Origin of the sequence: Streptomyces globosus, assembly GCF_003325375.1 — a bacterium.
Lineage (GTDB): Bacteria > Actinomycetota > Actinomycetes > Streptomycetales > Streptomycetaceae > Streptomyces > Streptomyces globosus_A.
Genome location: NZ_CP030862.1, coordinates 1,763,620 through 1,779,896, shown reverse-complemented (window position 1 = coordinate 1,779,896; position 16,277 = coordinate 1,763,620). Strand labels below are relative to the sequence as shown.

Here is a 16,277-nt window from a genome sequence, read left to right as displayed (position 1 = left end):
CCGCCGGGGCTCAGCCGAGTTCGGCGAAGGCTTCCACGTGGCGGGTCCTGCCGGTGACGATGATGACGTCGCCCTTCGCCACGACGGTTTCGGCGGTGGCGTGGGTGAAGTCGTGTCCGGGGCGTTTGATGCCCACGACGGTGATGCCGTACTTGGTGCGGACGGCGCTCTGCCCGAGCGGGACACCGGTGATCGTGTCCGGAGTGATGGTCTTGACCAGGGCGTAGTCGTCGTCGAACTCGATGAAGTCGAGCATGCGGCCGGTGACGAGGTGGGCGACGCGCTCACCCATCTCGTGCTCGGGGAGGACGACGTGGTGGACGCCGAGGCGTTCGAGGATCTGTCCGTGCTGGCGGCTGATGGCCTTGGCCCAGATGTTGGGGACGCCCTCCTCCAGGAGGTTGGAGGCGACGAGGATGCTGGCCTCGATGTCGGTGCCGATGCCGACGACCACGCTGGGGAAGTCCCCGACGCCGAGCTGGCGGAGGACTTCCGGATCGGTGCAGTCGGCGACGGCGGTGTGGGTGAAGATGTCGCTGTGCTTCTGCACGAGGGCGGCGTCGGTGTCGATGCCCAGCACGTCCCAGCCGCGCCGGGTCAGTTCGTTGGCCAGGGAGCTGCCGAACCTGCCCAGGCCGATGACGGCCACGCGCTGGTCGCCCGCGGCGAGGGTGTCGGAGTCCAGCAGCCGCTTGCGGCGGCGACGGCGCAGGGAGTGCAGGTAGTTACCCAATGACGGGTCGCTCCTCGGGTAGCTGGTAGCGGCGGGTCCGCTCGCGCAGGGCGAGCGCGGAGACGAGGGTGATGGGTCCGAGTCGGCCGACGAACATGAGGAGGATGAGGATCAGCCGGCCGGAGTCGGGGATGTCGGCGGTGATGCCGGTGGACAGGCCGACGGTGGCGAAGGCGGAGACGGCCTCGAAGAGGACGTCTTCGAAGGGGGCCCTGGTGACGGTGAGCAGGGCGAGGGTTGATGCGATGACGAATCCCACGGCGAGCAGTGCCACGGTCAGGGCCTGGCGCAGCACGTGCGGTGCGAGGCGCCGTCCCATCACGGTGGAGTTGGGCTCGCCGCGCACCTCGGCGAGCATGGCGGCGGCCAGGACCGCGAAGGTGGTCACCTTGATGCCGCCGGCCGTGCCCGCGCTGCCGCCGCCGATGAACATCAGGGTGCAGGTGAACAGGAGGGTGGTGGCGTTGAGTGCGCCCATGTCGACGGCGTTGAATCCGGCGGTACGGCTCATCGCCGAGTAGAAGAAGCCGTTGAGGACCTTCTCGTCCCAGTCGAAGGGGGCGAGGGTGCCCGGGTTGGTCCATTCCAGCAGGCAGGTGAGCACGGTGCCGACGGACAGCAGTGCGGCGCTGGTGACGAGCGTCAGCCGGGTGTGCAGCGACCAGTTGCGGCGGCCGGTGGTGCGGCGCCGGGTGCGGTGGCGCAGGAGTTCCAACAGGACGGGGAAGCCGAGGCCGCCGAGGATCACGGCCGCCGCGATCGGCAGGGTGATCCACGGGTCCTGGGCGTAGGGGGTGAGGCTGTCGGCGTGCAGGCCGAAGCCGGCGTTGTTGAACGCCGAGACCGCGTGGAAGAAGCCGGAGTAGGCGGCTTCGGCGATGGACCGGCCGTATCCGAAGCGCAGCCGCAGGGCCAGAACGGCGCCGACCGCCAGTTCGACGGCGAGGGTGCAGCCTGCGACGCCGAGGAGGACGCGGCGCACGTCGCCGATGCCGAGGCTCTTGGTCTCGGCCGCCGCGGTGAGTTGCATGCGCAGCCGCAGTCTGCCGGAGACCAGCAGGGCCAGGAGGGACGCCAGCGCCATGATGCCGAAGCCGCCGACCTGGATCAGCCCGAGGATGACGGCCTCGCCGAAGCCGCTCCAGTGCGTGGCGGTGTCCACGACGACCAGGCCGGTCACGCACACCGCCGAGGTGGATGTGAACAGCGCCGTCACGAGGTCCGTCGCCGAGCCGTCCTGGGAGGAGGCCGGCAGCATCAGCAGGGCCGTGCCTGCGGCGATCACCAGCGCGAAGGCCCAGACCACGGTGCGGGCCGGATGGGTGGTGAACAGCGAGTGCCACACTCTTGCCGCGCGAACGGCCACTCGACCGACTTCCCTCCGACTCGACTCCGCCATCGGACCCGAGCATCAGGAGTGCGTCAAGGACCGGCAGCGCCACCCTATCCCGGCATGTGCCGGCCTTCGAACAGGCCGCGGCCGACGCGGGCGGATGTGCGCCGATGGCGGAGTCCGTGCAGGTGGGCGCGGAGGGGCCGGGTCGCGGGGCCTGTCAGGTGAGTGCCGCCTTGGGGAGGCCGGGGTCGGGCCGGAGGGCCGGATCCGCGGTGGGCAGCGTGAGGACCATGGTCAGGCCGCCGCCGGGGGTGTCCTCCGCGGTGAGGGTGCCTCCGACGGCCTCGGTGAAGCCGCGTGCCACGGCGAGGCCGAGGCCCACGCCGGCCCCGGCGGGGGCGTCTCCGTAACGCTGGAAGGGTTCGAAGACGCGGTCCTTGGCCGCGTCCGGGATGCCGGGGCCGCGGTCGACGACGCGCAGTTCCACGCGCTCGGCCAGCGCACTGGCCGAGACGAGCACGGGCAGGCCGTCGGGGCTGTACTTGACGGCGTTCTCGACGATGTTGGCGACGGCGCGTTCGAGGAGTCCCCGGTCGACGGCGACCATGGGGAGGGTTTCGGGGATGTCGAGTTCGACGCTGTCGTCGGGGACTCCGGCCAGGGCCATCGGGACGACCTCGTCCAGGTCGGTCTCGCGGATCAGCGGGGTGACGGTGCCGGTCTGGAGCCGGGACATGTCGAGGAGGTTGCCGACCAGGGCGTCGAGCCGGTCCGCTCCGTCTTCGATGCCTTCGAGCAGGTCGGCTCGGTCCTGCTGCGACCATTCGACGTCGTCGGCGCGCAGCGAGGTGACGGATGCCTTGATGCCTGCCAGCGGCGTGCGGAGGTCGTGGCTGACGGCGGCCAGGAGCGCGGTACGGATGCGGTTGCCCTCGGCGAGGCGCTGGGCTTCTTCGGCCCGGCCGACGAGGCGCTGCCGGTCGAGGACGACGGCGGCCTGGGCGGCGAAGGCGCCGAGGACCCGGCGGTCCTCGGCCGGGAGGACGCGCCCGGTGAGGGCGAGGGCCATGTTGTCGCCGATGGGCATGTCGACGTCGGCGTCCTCGGGTCGGGCGGCCGGGGCCGGCCCGGTGCCGGCCGCCAGGGTCCAGGGGGCGACGTCGCTGTCCCGTTCGAGCAGTGCCACGGAGTCCATGGCGAAGGTCTCGCGGACCCGTTCCAGCAGGGCGGGCAGGGCGGTCTCGCCGCGCAGCACGCTCCCGGCGAGGAAGGAGAGGATTTCGGACTCGGCCCGCAGCCGGGCGGCCTGGTGGGTCCGGCGGGCTGCGAGGTCGACGACGGAGGCGACGGAGACGGCGACGGCGAAGAAGACCGCGATGGCGACGATGTTCTTGGGGTCGGCGATGGTCCACAGGTGCAGTGGCGGTGTGAAGAAGTAGTTCAGCAGCAGGGAACCGAAGGCCGCCGACGCCAGGGCCGGCAGGCGGCCGCCGAGCAGGGCGGCCGCCACCGTGAACGTCAGGAAGAGCAGCATGTCGTTGGCGAGGCCGAGGTCGGGCACGGCCAGCCGCAGCAGGACGGTCAGCAGGACCGGTCCGCCGATCCCGGCCAGCCAGCCCCAGATGATCCGCGAGCGCCCCAGCCGGGCTCCGCGTGCCACGGGCAGGCCGCGGCCCTTGGCGGCTGCGTCGTGGGTGACGATGTGGACGTCGAGGTCGGGTCCGGACTCGCGGGCGACGGTGGCGCTGACGCCGGGGCCGAAGACGTACTGCCAGGGGCGGCGGCGGCTGACGCCGAGGACGATCTGGGTGGCGTTGACCCCGCGGGCGAATTCGAGCAGGGCCTGGGGGATGTCGTCGCCTATGACGTGGTGGAAGCTGCCGCCGAGGTCCTCGACCAAGGTCCGCTGGACCGCCAGTTCCTTGGGCGAGGCGGAGGTCAGGCCGTCGCTGCGGGCGACGTATACCGCGAGGACCTCGCCGCCGGCGCCCTTCTCGGCGAGGCGGGCGGCGCGGCGGATGAGCTGTCGGCCCTCGGGGCCGCCGGTGAGGCCGACGACGATGCGTTCGCGGGCCTGCCAGGTGGAGCGGATGTCGTGCTGGCCGCGGTACTCCTGGAGGTACTCGTCGACCCGGTCGGCGACCCACAGCAGGGCCAGTTCGCGCAGCGCGGTGAGGTTGCCGGGGCGGAAGTAGTTGGACAGGGCCGCGTCGACCTTGTCCGGCTTGTAGATGTTGCCGTGGGCCATCCGCCGGCGCAGGGCCTGGGGGGACATGTCGACCAGTTCGATCTGGTCGGCGCGGCGTACCACCTCGTCGGGGACGGTCTCGCGCTGGCGGACGCCGGTTATCGTCTCGACGACGTCGCCGAGGGACTCCAGGTGCTGGATGTTGACGGTGGTGACGACGTCGATGCCCGCCTGGAGGAGTTCCTCGACGTCCTGCCAGCGCTTGGCGTTGCGCGAGCCGGGCACGTTGGTGTGGGCCAGCTCGTCCACGAGGGCCACCGCGGGGCGGCGCGCCAGCACCGCGTCCACGTCCATCTCCGTGAAGGTCGAGCCCCGGTACTCCAGCTCCCGCCGCGGGACCTGCTCCAGACCGTGCAGCATCACCTCCGTGCGCGGACGGTGGTGGTGCTCGACGAAGGCGACGGCGACGTCGGCGCCCCGCTCGGTCCGGCGATGCCCCTCGGAGAGCATCGCGTAGGTCTTGCCGACGCCGGGCGCCGCGCCGAGGTAGATCCGGAATGTGCCGCGTCCCATGGGGCTCAGCCTTCGAAGCGGTAGCCCATGCCGGGCTCGGTGATCAGGTATCTGGGGTGGGCGGGATCCGCTTCCAGTTTGCGCCGCAGCTGGGCCATGTAGACGCGCAGGTAGTTCGTCTTGTCGGCGTACGTCGGCCCCCACACCTCCAGCAGGAGGCGGCGCTGGCTGATCAGCCGGCCGGGGTGGGTGATGAGGATCTCCAGCAGGTGCCACTCGGTGGGGGTGAGCCGGACATCGCGGCCGTCGCGCCTGACCTTCTTGGCCACCAGGTCCACCGTGAAGCCGTCCGTGGTGACCAGGTCCGTCCCGCCCGGGGGTTCCGGGGTCTCCCGGCGGCGGACGGCGGCCCGCAGGCGGGCGAGGAGCTCGTCCATGCTGAAGGGCTTGGTGACGTAGTCGTCGGCCCCGGCGTCCAGGGCGCGGACCTTCTCCTCGGAGGTCTGGCGGGCGGAGAGGACGAGGATGGGGGCGCGGCTCCAGTCGCGTACGCCCTTGAGGACGGCCAGGCCGTCCATGTCGGGCAGCCCGAGGTCGAGCAGGATGACGTCGGGTTTGACTGTGGCGGCGAGGCGGAGTGCGCCGGCGCCGTCGCTCGCCGCCTTCACCTCGAATTTGCGCGCCTGGAGGTTGATTCTCAGTGCGCGGACGAGCTGCGGGTCGTCTTCCACCACCAGGACCGTGGTCATGGCCGTGATGCCTTCCTTCCATGGTGGGCGGGCCGTGTGCGGCCGACCCCGGGTTCCAGGGTGCAGCATCAGCTTTTCGCCTGCGTTGTGAGGGGTGGGTCTCGGGACGTGGACGTGGTTCGCGTTCAGCCCTTCTCGCCGGTCACAGCTTCGCCACACCCCTGGCAATGAGAGCCACCAGCGCGAACACCGCGATCATCGTGACGACGAAGGCCACGTCGGCCACCGTGAGCTCCTGGTTGCGGTGAAGGTTGTATGGAAATCGGCCAATCGGCCGGTGATGAGCTAATCGCATTCCGGTGAGGCCGTTAAGGGATCTTGACGAGACCCATACGGCCGACAGGGCCGTCTTGACGGAACCCATACGCGGGCCCCCCGGGATCCATGGTCTGCGCGTCCGCACCGGCCGGCCACCGCCTTCGCGGTTCTCCGTCACGGGACGGAGCCACGGCGCCGGCTCAGAACCTGTCCGGGTGGATCAGGGCCGCCGCGAGGTACGCGAGCAGGGAAACGGCCACGAGCAGCCCGACGACGTTCTCCAGGTCCATCTGCGATCCGTTCTCTCGGTCAGGCGGGGCGGATCCCGCCCTCCGACCATGCACCCCCGCCCGGCGGACCGCGCCCATGCTGACGCGATCTTGTCGGACTTCTGACGAAAGCCCTCCGGCGTGCACCCGTACGGGGCAAGTTGGTAATGGGATCCGTTTTCATATAGCCTCCGGGCAGCCTTCGCCCACAGCCCGAGGAGTCCCCATGGCCGTCCCCAAGCGGAAGATGTCCCGCAGCAACACCCGCCACCGCCGCGCCCAGTGGAAGGCCGCCACCCCGCAGCTGGTGCCCGTCACCGTCGACGGCTCCGTCCACCAGGTGCCGCAGCGCCTGGTGAAGGCGTACGAGCGCGGCCTGCTCCGCCCCGAGAGCTGATCGCGTGGCCTCGTACGACCGCCTGCCGGTGACCGTTCTGTCCGGTTTCCTCGGCGCGGGAAAGACCACCCTGCTCAACCACGTGCTCGGCAACCGCGAGGGCCTGCGGGTCGCGGTGATCGTCAACGACATGAGCGAGGTCAACATCGACGCCGCGCTCGTGCGCGGCGGCGAAGCGGCGCTCTCGCGCACCGAGGAGCGGCTGGTCGAGATGACCAACGGGTGCATCTGCTGCACCCTGCGCGACGACCTGCTGGAGGAGGTCGACCGGCTCGCACGCGAAGGCCGCTTCGACTACCTGCTCATCGAGTCCAGCGGCATCTCCGAACCCCTGCCGGTCGCCGCCACGTTCTCCTTCCCCCGGGACGACGGCGCCACCCTGGGCGACCTCGCCCGCCTCGACACCATGGTCACCGTCGTGGACGCCGCGAACTTCCTCCGGGAGCTCTCCGGCGGCGACGAACTCGCGGCGCGCGGCCTCGACCAGTACGAGGACGACGAGCGGACCGTCAGCGACCTCCTCATGGACCAGGTCGAGTTCGCGGACGTCATCGTCCTCAACAAGCTCGACCTGGTCGGGCCGGGCGACGCCACGCGCCTGCGCGCCGCCCTCGCCAGGCTCAACCCCGAGGCCCGGCTCGTACCCGCCGTACGCGGCCGCGTGGCGCTCGACCACGTCCTGGGCACCGGGCTCTTCGACGTGGAGCGCGCCCAGCAGGCCCCGGGCTGGGTCAAGGAGCTCAACGGGGACCACGTCCCGGAGACGGAGGAGTACGGCATCTCGTCGCTGGTGTTCCGCGCCGACGCGGCCTTCCATCCCGGCAGGCTCTGGACGTTCGTCACCCAGGGTCTCGACAGCGGCGCCTTCGGCAGGATCCTCCGCTCCAAGGGGTTCTTCTGGCTCGCCAGCCGCCCCCGGGTGACCGGTCTGTGGTCCCAGGCCGGCGCGGTGGCCCGCTTCGAGCCTTCCGGGGCCCGCGGCACGGAGACCGCCCAGGGCCAGGAACTGGTCTTCATCGGTGTCGGGCTGCGCGCCGAGGCGCTCCGTGCGGCGCTCGAAGCCTGTCTGCTCAGCCCCGGTGAGCCGGCCCCGGCCGAGGACGAGTTCCCGGCGTGGGAGACGTACGGCATCGACGAAGCCTGCGAGCACGAGCCCGCCGCCACCCCCGGGACGGCGGCTGCCTGAGGCTCCGGGCCGGGCGGTGGTCGCAGCCACGGCACCGCCCGGCCCGGCCACCCGCTCCGGCCGATCGCCTCGCGCCGCGGGGCGCGTGCGGCGGTTCCGACGCCGATCGCGCCCCGGCCGCCCCCGACCGGCACGGGCAGCCGGTCACGGCGTGAGGTCTGCGAGCAGCGCGCCCAGGACGGCCTCCTCCTCGATGCGGATGCCGTGTTCGGCGAGGACGGACGCCAGGTCCGGGTCCCACGGGGAGGGGACCGGCTTCCCGGCCAGGGGGGCGGCAGCACGGCCGGCGGCGGCGACCGCCCCACGGTAGTCGTCTGCGGTGTAGCGCCACGGGCGCCACGGAACGTGCCGGAGGAGCGTCGTGGCGATGCGCAGCCCGCCCCAGTCGAAGTCCCCGTGATAGCGGAAAGCGGCGCCGAGGCCGCGGAGATGGGTGAGAAGGGCCAGCGCGGCGGCGGACGGCTGGCCCCGCAGACAGACCAGCGGGAGGGAAGCCGCGCCGTGGTGGTCCGCCGCAGCGGACAGGACGGCGGGGTTCTCGCAGACGTGGACCACCGCCGGCGCGGTCCGCGGGGGGCGGTGCGCGAGCTGGCGAAGGGTGAGGACGCACGGCTCGCCCACGTCGGCCATCCAGTCCAGAGCAGGGGTCCCGCGGAGGTTCAGGGCGAGGACCGTGGAGGACACGTCGTCCCGGAGCAGGCCGGCCGAGGCCCATGCGGCCCGTCGCCAGGCGGCGCCCTCACCGTCCGGATGGCCGGTGAGGGCACGGACCCCGGACAGCACGATCGCGGCCAACGGGGTGCCCTCGTCGAGTGCGTGGGCGCCGCCCAGCACGTCCGCCGCGAACACGGACAGGGACCGGGCCGGCTCGGCAGGCAGTTCCCGCAGGACGCGCACCGCCTGGTCCAGCAGCGTACGCGCGGCGGCGGGGGTGCCGGTGACGCGCCGTACGAGGCCGCTGTCGCGGACCTGGGCGGCCCAGTCCGCCAGGCGCGGTTCGTCCCGGGCCAGCAGGGTGAGCGGGGTGTACGCCTCCGCCCAGGCCCGCTCCTCGGCCCGGCGTGCCTCTTCGCGGGGGACGACGGGACCGGTGAGGGCGGAGACGGCTGCCGGCAGGCCCTCCGGGCTGATGCCCGACCGGCGCAGGACGGCGTCCACCGCGTCGAGCCGCACGGTGAGCGACGCGCCGCCGCCGGGCGCCCGGCCCAGCAGCCGCTCCGCCGCCGCGCGCTGGGCGGGCGTGGGGGCGGCCAGGGAGACTGCGCCGGTCAGGGGCCGGCCCCGCTCCAGGCGGCGGCGTACGCGGTCGAGCAGCCAGGACAGCTCCGCCGCGCCCAGGAGCCGGCGCAGGCGGACTTCGTCGACCGCGGCTGCTTCGGCCGCGGCTGCTTCGGCCGCGGAGCCGCTCACCCCCACGCCGCCTCCGGCTCGGCCGTACGCACCGGGTCTCCACGGCGGGTACGGGCCGTACCGTCCCATTCCCAGCGGGTGACCAGGACGGCCGCCACCTCGTCGACGCGGGAGAGCTGGGCGATCGCGATGCCGGGAACCTGCGGATAGCAGGCCCACTCCCGCTCGCTGGTCATGACCACGTCCAAGTCGAACGCGTGGAGCAGGCCCAGGCACTTGGCACGCGAGTCGTCGTCGACCCCGGCGAACGCCTCGTCCAGGGTCACGAGCCGTGGCGCGTAGGGGCTGCCCGCGCTCGCGTAGTGCGAGGAGGCCGCGGCGAACAGCGGCACGGAGACGGCCAGCACGCGTTCGCCGCCCGAAGCCGGTCCGGTGGCCGGCACCCAGCGGCCGTGCTGCAGCCGCTCGACGGCGAACTCGTGCCAGGAGCGGTAGTCGAGGGCGGCGGTGAGGTGCTCCAGCCAGCTGCCCGCCGCGTCCTCGGTCTGCCGGCGGGCGATCTGCGTCTGCAGGAACTCCCCGACGGCAGTCCGGTCCCCGAGGGTCCAGGCGTCGGCGGTCTGCAGCAGCCGGCCGCGCGCCTGGGCCAGTCCGGCCGGGGCCTTGCGGGAGGCCCGCCACACCAGCCGCAGGGTCATGCCCGTGGAGGTCGGGCGTTCCTCCAGCTCGGCGTTCATCGCCAGCACCTTGCGCTCGGCGGCCCCGATGAGCTCCTGGAGCGTGCCCGCGACCTCGGTGATGAGGTGGGTTTCGAGGATCTCGCGCTCGTGCGCGGACAGGATGCGGGTGAGCTCCCCCACCTCCACCGTGAGGGCCTCGACGAGTTCGGGTACGGCGCGCTCGCGCCCCTGGTAGACGATGTCGACGACCATCCCCTCCTCCACCATGCGGGCCGACGCGGTGTGGCCGTGCCGCGAGAGCGCGTCCTGGAGGACCTTGAGCTCCTCGCTCAGCCGCCGCTGCACGCGTTCCCACGCCCCGTCCGAGTCGTCGGTCGCGGCGAGCTCCGCTTCGAGGGAGCGGGCGAGTGCGATCGCCGGGGTGGCCGCCCACGGCTCGTCCCGCGCGGCCGGCACGGCCAGGCCGGGGAGAGCGACCCCGATCAGCCCGGTGGCGGTGAACCGCTGGAGTGCGGCGACGGCCTCGGCGCGTGCGGCGGCGGCAACCGTGATGTCCTTCTCCAACTGCTCGATCCGGCCCTCGGCGCGGCTGGCGCGCCGGTCGGCCTCCGTGTGGCGGTCCTGGGCCAGCCGCCGGTCGGCCGCGCACCGGCGCAAGGCCTGCGCGGTGTCGGACAGCCGCCGCTCCAGCTCGGCCACTGCCGCGCCCACCGTCGACCGCAGCGTCGCGAGCCGCTCGCCGTCGGCTGCCGCCTGGCGGGCCGCCTCCTCCGCCCGCAGGCCGAGTTCGGCGGTGCGCTCCGCCGCCCGCCCGGCCTCCTCCTGCTCCTCCGCCACCTGGCCGGATGCCTCCGTGCCTTCGCGCAGCGCGGGCCAGAGCTCGGCCAGGACCACGGCCAGCTCCCCGAGGGCCCGGCGTACGGCGGCCAGGGCCGGCCGGTCGGCGGGCAGCCCCAGGTCGGCTGCCGCCTCGTGGAGTTCGGCGGTGGCCCGCTCGGCCCGCTCGCCGGCGGCCAGCATGCCGGAGGCTCGTTCCGCACGGCGCGCTTCGGCCCGACGCACGGTGTCCGCGGCAGCGGCGGCCCGCGCCTGCGCCCGGGTCACGGCGGTCTCGTCGGGCACTGCGGCCAGCTCGGCATCGAGGGTCCGGCGCCGCCGTGCCACGTCCCGCGCCTGGTCGGCGACGGCGGCCGACAGCGCACCGAGACGGGAGAGCTCGGCCCGCAGCTCGGTGATGCGCAGGCGCCGCGCGGCCTCCCGTGCGCCCTCTCCGATGAACTCGGCAGCGGGCTTGGCCCAGCGGCCCGTGAGGGCACCGACCCGGTAGCGGCCGTCGGGCGCTGCCCAGGTGTCGTGCGCGGCGTCCCCGGCGGGCGCTCCGAGGCCGATCGCCCCCAGCAGCCGCTGCACGGCCTGCTCGCTCAGGGACGCCGCCCGGGCGTCGCCGCGGTCGACGGCCGGGCACAGCACGTCGGCCAGCGACGGGGCGCCGACCGGGCCGGCCTGCGGGGCGAGGACCACGTCGTGGCCGTCCGGTGCCAGGGCCGTGCCGTCGGGGCACACCCACGCGTCCAGCAGCCCGGATGCCTCCAGGGCCGCTTCCAGACCGGCCCGATCGCGTTCTGCGACGTCCGCCCGGAAGTCGACCAGCCGCCACAGCGGAGCACCCGGCGCCTGACCGCGCAGGCCCGGCGTCCGGGTGTACGGGGCCGGCGGCTCCCGCCGGCCGCCCGACTCCAGCTCCGCGAGCTCCGCCTCGGCCGCCCGGGCCTGCTCCGCCAGGCCCGCCCGGCGCTGTGCGGCTTCCGCAGCCCGGTCGGCGAGCAGCGCCGCCGCGGCGCTGTGCGCCTGCGCCGCGTACCGGCGCGCCGGGGAGGGGCCGTCCTGGTGCACGACCCACTCCTGGAGTTCGTCCAGCAGTCCCGTCGGGTCGGGGTGGACGAGCTCCTCGCACCGGTCCGCGTGTGCGCGGACGGCGTCGACCAAGGCCCGGCCGGCTGCCGTGACGGCCGCGTCGGCCTCGTCCTGTGCCCCGATGGCCTGCGCCAGGTCGGTTTCCGCCTCGTCGAGCCGGATTGCGGCATTCCGGCGTTCGCCGGCCGCGGTCTCGGCCCGGCCGGCGAGCTCCTCCACGTGCACGAGGGTGCGGTGGCGGCGGTCGGTCGCCTCGACCAGGGCGGTACGCAGCTCCGCCTCCGGCAGTCCCTCGGCTTCGGGCAGGTCCATCCGGGCGTCCCGGGCGATGTCCCCGGCCCGGCGCAGCGTGTCCTCGGCCCGTTGGCGGGCGGCTCGGAGGCGGTTCTCGGCGGCGCCGAGGCGGCTCAGCGCACGGGTGTGCAGCACGGCAGCCTGCTCCCGGTCGGCTTCGGCGCGGGCCCTGTCGTCCCGGGACCGCTCCACCGCCTTGGCGGCCTGCTCCAGTTCCCGCGCACTGCGCATCTCGGGCCCCTCGCGCAGGGCGGCGTCGGCGGCCTCCAGACGCACCTGCGCCTCGGTGAGTTCCGCGATCCGCTCGGCGGCCGCTGCCCGTTCCTCCTCGGCACCGGCCTTCTCCTCCTGCGCTCCGGCGAGGTCGCGGACCAGGTGCTCGTACTTCGAGTGCTCGGTGCGGGGCAGGCGCGCACGGCGGCGGGAGGCGATGCGGGCGTAACGCCGGTAGTGGTCGAGGAAGGCGGATGCCGCGGCTTCGGCCGTCCTGGCGGCCCGCAGCTCCTCCTTCTCCTCGTCCAGGGACCGGAACGCCTCGGCCACGTCCGCGATGACGGCCTGGTCCATGGGCGGGAGCGCCTCGGTGAGGGCGCGGGAGAGGGCGGCCTCGTTGGGCCGCTTGGACAACTGCGGCTGGCGCAGCTGGATGAGCAGGTCCACGAGGGCGCCGTAGCGCTCCTCGCCGAGTCCGAACAGCGCCTCGTCGACGGCCCGGCGGTAGGCCTTGGCCTGGTCGTAGACCAGGCCGTGTCCCGACACGGCCTCGACGAGCCGGTCCCGTGACAGCACCGTACCGGTGGCGTCGAGGAGGCTGAGCGAGTCGCCCGCACGCGAGGCGGCCGGCGCGTGGTCGATCCGCTGCGCGGTCACCGCCCACCAGTGGCGGGCGATACCGCGCCCGCTGACGGCCTTGAGCCCGCAGGCGAGCGTACGGAACTGCTCCTCGCCGCTCACCTCGTCGCGGCGGCCGAACTCCACCCACGTGTAGCCGAGCCGTTCGGAGTGCGGGTGCTCGCCGCCGAGCAGCAGGTTCCACTCCATGCGCTTGCCCGCGTCGCCGTCCGGCTCGACGCGGCGGGCGCTGAGGTCCCCGTCGAGGAGGAACGGGAGGGTCAGGGCGAGCACCTTGGACTTGCCGGTGCCGTTGTTTCCGCGGAGCAGCAGCCTGCCGTCGCGGAAGTGGAACTCCTCGACGTCGTAGTGGAAGAGGTCGACGAGGCCCATGCGGAGGGGCTGCCAGCGGGAGCGCCCGGGGGCCGGGAGCGCGGGGCGGGGGATCAACGCGGTGACGCCTTTCGCTGCGCGGGCACGCCGCCGGCGCCCTCCGTACGGGATACGAGCACCACGGCCTCGCCGACCGCATAGCGGGCGAGGGCCGGGCGCGGCACGACCCCCTCGGGGGTCCGGGCGACCAGGCCGAGGGCGGCGAGCCGGACGACCGCCTGCTCCACCAGCTCTCCCTCGGCGCCCGGCTCCCGCGCCGACTTCGACCAGAAGCCTCCGTGCTCGGCGGCCAGTTCGGCGACCCGGCGCATCAGCTCGGCGGTGCCGACAGGGCCGGCGGCTGCGGCAAGGTGCTCGGCGAGCAGGAGGGTGACGTGGCCGCGGGTCCCCGACTCCGGCATACGGACGTCGGTCAGGTCGTCGTCGGGGTCGACCATGGCGATGCCCTCGGCCCTGACCTCCGCCACCAGTCCGGTGAGCTCGGTGATCCGGGCGGTGAGGAAGCCGCGCTGGCGGGTGAGGTAGGCGAGTTCGGCGTCGTCCAGCTCGTCGTAGTAGAGCACGGGGTCGTCCAGCAGCCGCCGGGTCAGCGATCTGCGCAGGGCGCGGAAGCGCAGTTCGTCGCTGTCGAGGGCCGTTTCGGCGGTGAGCTCCGCGAGCCGCTCCTCCCACTCCGCGGCCCGGACCGTCGAGGGGCCCCGGCGCGTGGCGAGCAGCCCGCCCAGCACGCGCCGTTCCACGTCGTAGAGCGCGTCGCCGGCTCCGCTGACGTACGCGTCCTCGTCTCCGGCGACGCGCCGCAGCACGCCGAGGCTCAGCAGGAGCCGTACGACGGCGGCCAGGTCGAGTCGCTCGTCGCGGCGGTCCAGGGTGAACTCGATGCCCGCGGCGACCAGATGGGAGTCCGCGGCCTCCAGCACGACCTGGTCGGCGAGCCGGCCGAGGGCGATCTGCGCCTCGCCGCGTTCGAGGCAGGCGAGGGCGAGGCAGAGCAGGACGTATCGGCGGCGTGTGAACGGGGCCGCGCTGCGGGTGGCCTCGCGGGCGGGATGGGTGGCGTCGCCGAGGCGGGCGGGGATCTTGCCGAGCCGCGCCGTCCCGGAGTCGACCTGGAGAGCCCAGCCCGTGTTGCGGTCGAACCATGCGCGCAGCTCGGAGGCGTGCCGCCGGACGAGTCTGAACTCGTCGGCGGAGGGGCCCCGTGCGAGAAGCAGCGGGTGCTTCAGCAGAGCGCGGGCTGCCTTGCGCAGTTCGGCGGCGTGCTGCCCGTCCAGCACTTCGGCGAGCGGGGTGGTCATCGTCCGTCGCTCCACTCTGCCCCGGCGGTGAGATCGACGATCTCGATCGCGTGATCGGGACCTCGGAAGGTTCCATGCGGTGTCCGGATCTCGGCGGTGGATCCGTCCGGCACGGCGCTGAGCCGGATCTCCATGGACCCGTCGCTGCTGGCCGCGGTGGTGTGGGTCGTGCCGGGCCGCCAGGTGGCCAGTGCGTCGCCGAGGAGTCGGAGGAAGAGGCGGAAGCTGACCGGATCGAGTTCGCCGAGCCCGGACAGCCGCGTGCTTCCGGTGGCTGCGAGCCGGGCGCGCGCGGCAGCGGTCTCGGCGGCCTGCTTGGCGGCGGTCTCCGCGAGCAGCCGGCGCGCCTCCTGCCGGTCCTCGACCTTGCGGGGCTTGCCGCGGCGCTCGTAGCTGCCCGTGCGGCGCAGCTGCGGGCTGATGCGCAGCGGTTCGGCATCCGCCCACGGCGTGGACGCGGCTTCGGGCCGGGCGCTGCGGGCGGCCAGCGTCTCGGCGTCGACGGAGAGGTGGCGTGCGGGATACAGCCCGAAGGCGACACGCCACAGCTGGTGCCGGGCGCCATCGTCGGGTGCCTCGGCGAACCAGCGGGCGAGTGTACGGAAGTCCGCGGAGCGGTCGGAGCGGCCGGCCCGGCGCTCGTTCAGCGCCCGTACGACCGCCAGCAGCTGCGGGATCGCGCCGAGGGCCCGGCCGCGCAGCAGCCGGGACTGCGACTCCCGGCCGTCGCGGCTGAGGAACCATGCCGCCAGCCCGGTCCACCGCTCGGCCCACCGCTCGGCCGCGGCCTGCTCGGCGTACGCCGCCTCCTGCGGGGTCGCGTCGGCCGCCTCACGGGCGGCGGCGGCGCGCAGCAGGGGCTGGATGCGCCCTCCGTCCTCCAGCTCCGTGATCAGCCGGGCGATGCGCGCACCGAGGGTGATCAGGTCCTGGATGAACCGCTCCAGGTACTGGATGAGCTGGTCCTTGTAGGCGAGGAACACCTCCTCCCCCACGTCGTGGAGGTCGATGGTCCTCTGGAGGGAGCCCATGAAGGCCCGGGCGTTGTCGGCGAGCGCGGCGAAGCGGCTGACGAGCCCGTCGAGCGCGAGGTGTGTCTTGGCCGGATCGGGCTCGTCCTCGGCCGCCAGGACGAGGAGGGCCCGCAGCTGGGTGACGATGTCGTGCAGCGCGACCGCCTGCAGGGCCCCGCGCCTTCCGAGAGCCTCGTCGTATGCGGACAGAGCCTGCTCGGCGGCCTCTCCCTCGCGCGTCAGCTGGTAGATGAAGCGCTTGCGGTAGAAGTCCTCCACGGCCGTGACCCGCCCCGTGTCGGGATCGGCCCGCAGGTTTCCCCACCCCACGAGGCTGTCAAGCGCCTTGACGACGCCGTCGAGCTCGACAGGCCGAATCCCGACAGGCAGCGCCGCCTGCACGTCCTCGGGCCGCAGGTGTACGGCGAACCGCTCCTTGGCCACCAGGAAGGCCCGCATGACCGAGCGGTAGACCAGCACGTTCGGGGCGGTGAGGTGGGCGAAGGGCCCGTACGACCCGCTGCCCTCGGCCGGGCTCGCAGGCTTGGGAGGTGTTTCATCCATCGGCGGCCATTCTCGCCTGCCGCCGCCGCTGATCGGCAGGGAGGGAAGGAGTTGACCGAATCACATCGATCGTGATCGCCCCAAGGCCCCCGAGTGCGCCGGCCCCCACGCACGGACTCCACCGCACCCCCGCCGACAGCCCGCCCGACCCGCCGGTGACGGGGCTGCGAGGAAGCGACGCCTACAGCCCGGTCGTATCGTGATTTCCGTCCTGGCTGCTTGATCACGCGCTGTCATAAGATGACAGGGACAATCTCAGCGGCCCGCCGGGCTTCCGCTCCACGTCACGTGGACCCGAAGGACATGCCCCC

Annotated in this window: 12 protein-coding genes; 2 read left to right on the top strand and 10 right to left on the bottom strand. The window is 73.5% G+C overall.

All coding sequences use genetic code 11. The features are described from left to right. Positions 1-10 precede the first annotated feature (10 nt). From C0216_RS08200 to kdpF, 6 genes are all read right to left on the bottom strand, one after another. Complete coding sequence (locus C0216_RS08200; protein ID WP_174250363.1) at positions 11-733, bottom strand: potassium channel family protein; 723 nt, start codon at positions 731-733, stop codon at positions 11-13. After that, complete coding sequence (locus C0216_RS08195) at positions 726-2,099, bottom strand: TrkH family potassium uptake protein (protein WP_246042380.1); 1,374 nt, start codon at positions 2,097-2,099, stop codon at positions 726-728. The genes C0216_RS08200 and C0216_RS08195 overlap by 8 nt, the downstream gene beginning before the upstream one ends. 187 nt (positions 2,100-2,286) lie before the next feature. Further along, positions 2,287-4,830, bottom strand: a complete 2,544-nt coding sequence (locus C0216_RS08190) for a sensor histidine kinase (protein ID WP_114054628.1) — start codon at positions 4,828-4,830, stop codon at positions 2,287-2,289. A 5-nt stretch (positions 4,831-4,835) separates the two neighbouring features. Beyond that, on the bottom strand, positions 4,836-5,519 hold the full coding sequence (locus C0216_RS08185) for a response regulator (RefSeq protein ID WP_114054627.1): 684 nt from the start codon (positions 5,517-5,519) through the stop codon (positions 4,836-4,838). Between the two features lie 142 nt (positions 5,520-5,661). Beyond that, a complete protein-coding gene (locus C0216_RS08180) occupies positions 5,662-5,883 on the bottom strand; it encodes a hypothetical protein (RefSeq protein WP_114054626.1) in 222 nt (73 codons plus the stop codon). Between the two features lie 94 nt (positions 5,884-5,977). Then, entirely contained in the window at positions 5,978-6,067 is a 90-nt protein-coding gene (kdpF, locus tag C0216_RS08175) for a K(+)-transporting ATPase subunit F (protein ID WP_114054625.1), read from the bottom strand. Positions 6,068-6,272: 205 nt separating this feature from the next. On the opposite strand from kdpF, the gene rpmF reads away from it, so the two are divergent. Both rpmF and C0216_RS08165 read left to right on the top strand, forming a co-directional pair. Continuing rightward, positions 6,273-6,443 (top strand): 50S ribosomal protein L32, encoded by a 171-nt coding sequence (gene rpmF / locus C0216_RS08170; protein ID WP_114054624.1) that lies wholly within the window; start codon positions 6,273-6,275, stop codon positions 6,441-6,443. 4 nt (positions 6,444-6,447) lie between these two features. Beyond that, entirely contained in the window at positions 6,448-7,629 is a 1,182-nt protein-coding gene (locus tag C0216_RS08165; RefSeq protein ID WP_114054623.1) for a GTP-binding protein, read from the top strand. Positions 7,630-7,773: 144 nt separating this feature from the next. On the opposite strand, the gene C0216_RS08160 is transcribed toward C0216_RS08165, so the two are convergent. Genes C0216_RS08160 through C0216_RS08145 form a run of 4 tightly spaced genes read right to left on the bottom strand, consistent with a single transcriptional unit; the run spans position 7,774 to position 15,966 of the window. Next, positions 7,774-9,039: a TIGR02679 family protein gene (locus C0216_RS08160; protein ID WP_246042378.1), complete on the bottom strand. Its 1,266-nt coding sequence runs from the start codon at positions 9,037-9,039 to the stop codon at positions 7,774-7,776. Continuing rightward, complete coding sequence (locus C0216_RS08155) at positions 9,036-13,148, bottom strand: TIGR02680 family protein (RefSeq protein ID WP_246042376.1); 4,113 nt, start codon at positions 13,146-13,148, stop codon at positions 9,036-9,038. The genes C0216_RS08160 and C0216_RS08155 overlap by 4 nt, the downstream gene beginning before the upstream one ends. Beyond that, on the bottom strand, positions 13,145-14,389 hold the full coding sequence (locus tag C0216_RS08150) for a TIGR02678 family protein (protein ID WP_114054621.1): 1,245 nt from the start codon (positions 14,387-14,389) through the stop codon (positions 13,145-13,147). The genes C0216_RS08155 and C0216_RS08150 overlap by 4 nt, the downstream gene beginning before the upstream one ends. Beyond that, entirely contained in the window at positions 14,386-15,966 is a 1,581-nt protein-coding gene (locus tag C0216_RS08145) for a TIGR02677 family protein (protein WP_114054620.1), read from the bottom strand. The genes C0216_RS08150 and C0216_RS08145 overlap by 4 nt, the downstream gene beginning before the upstream one ends. Between the last annotated feature and the right edge of the window lie 311 nt (positions 15,967-16,277).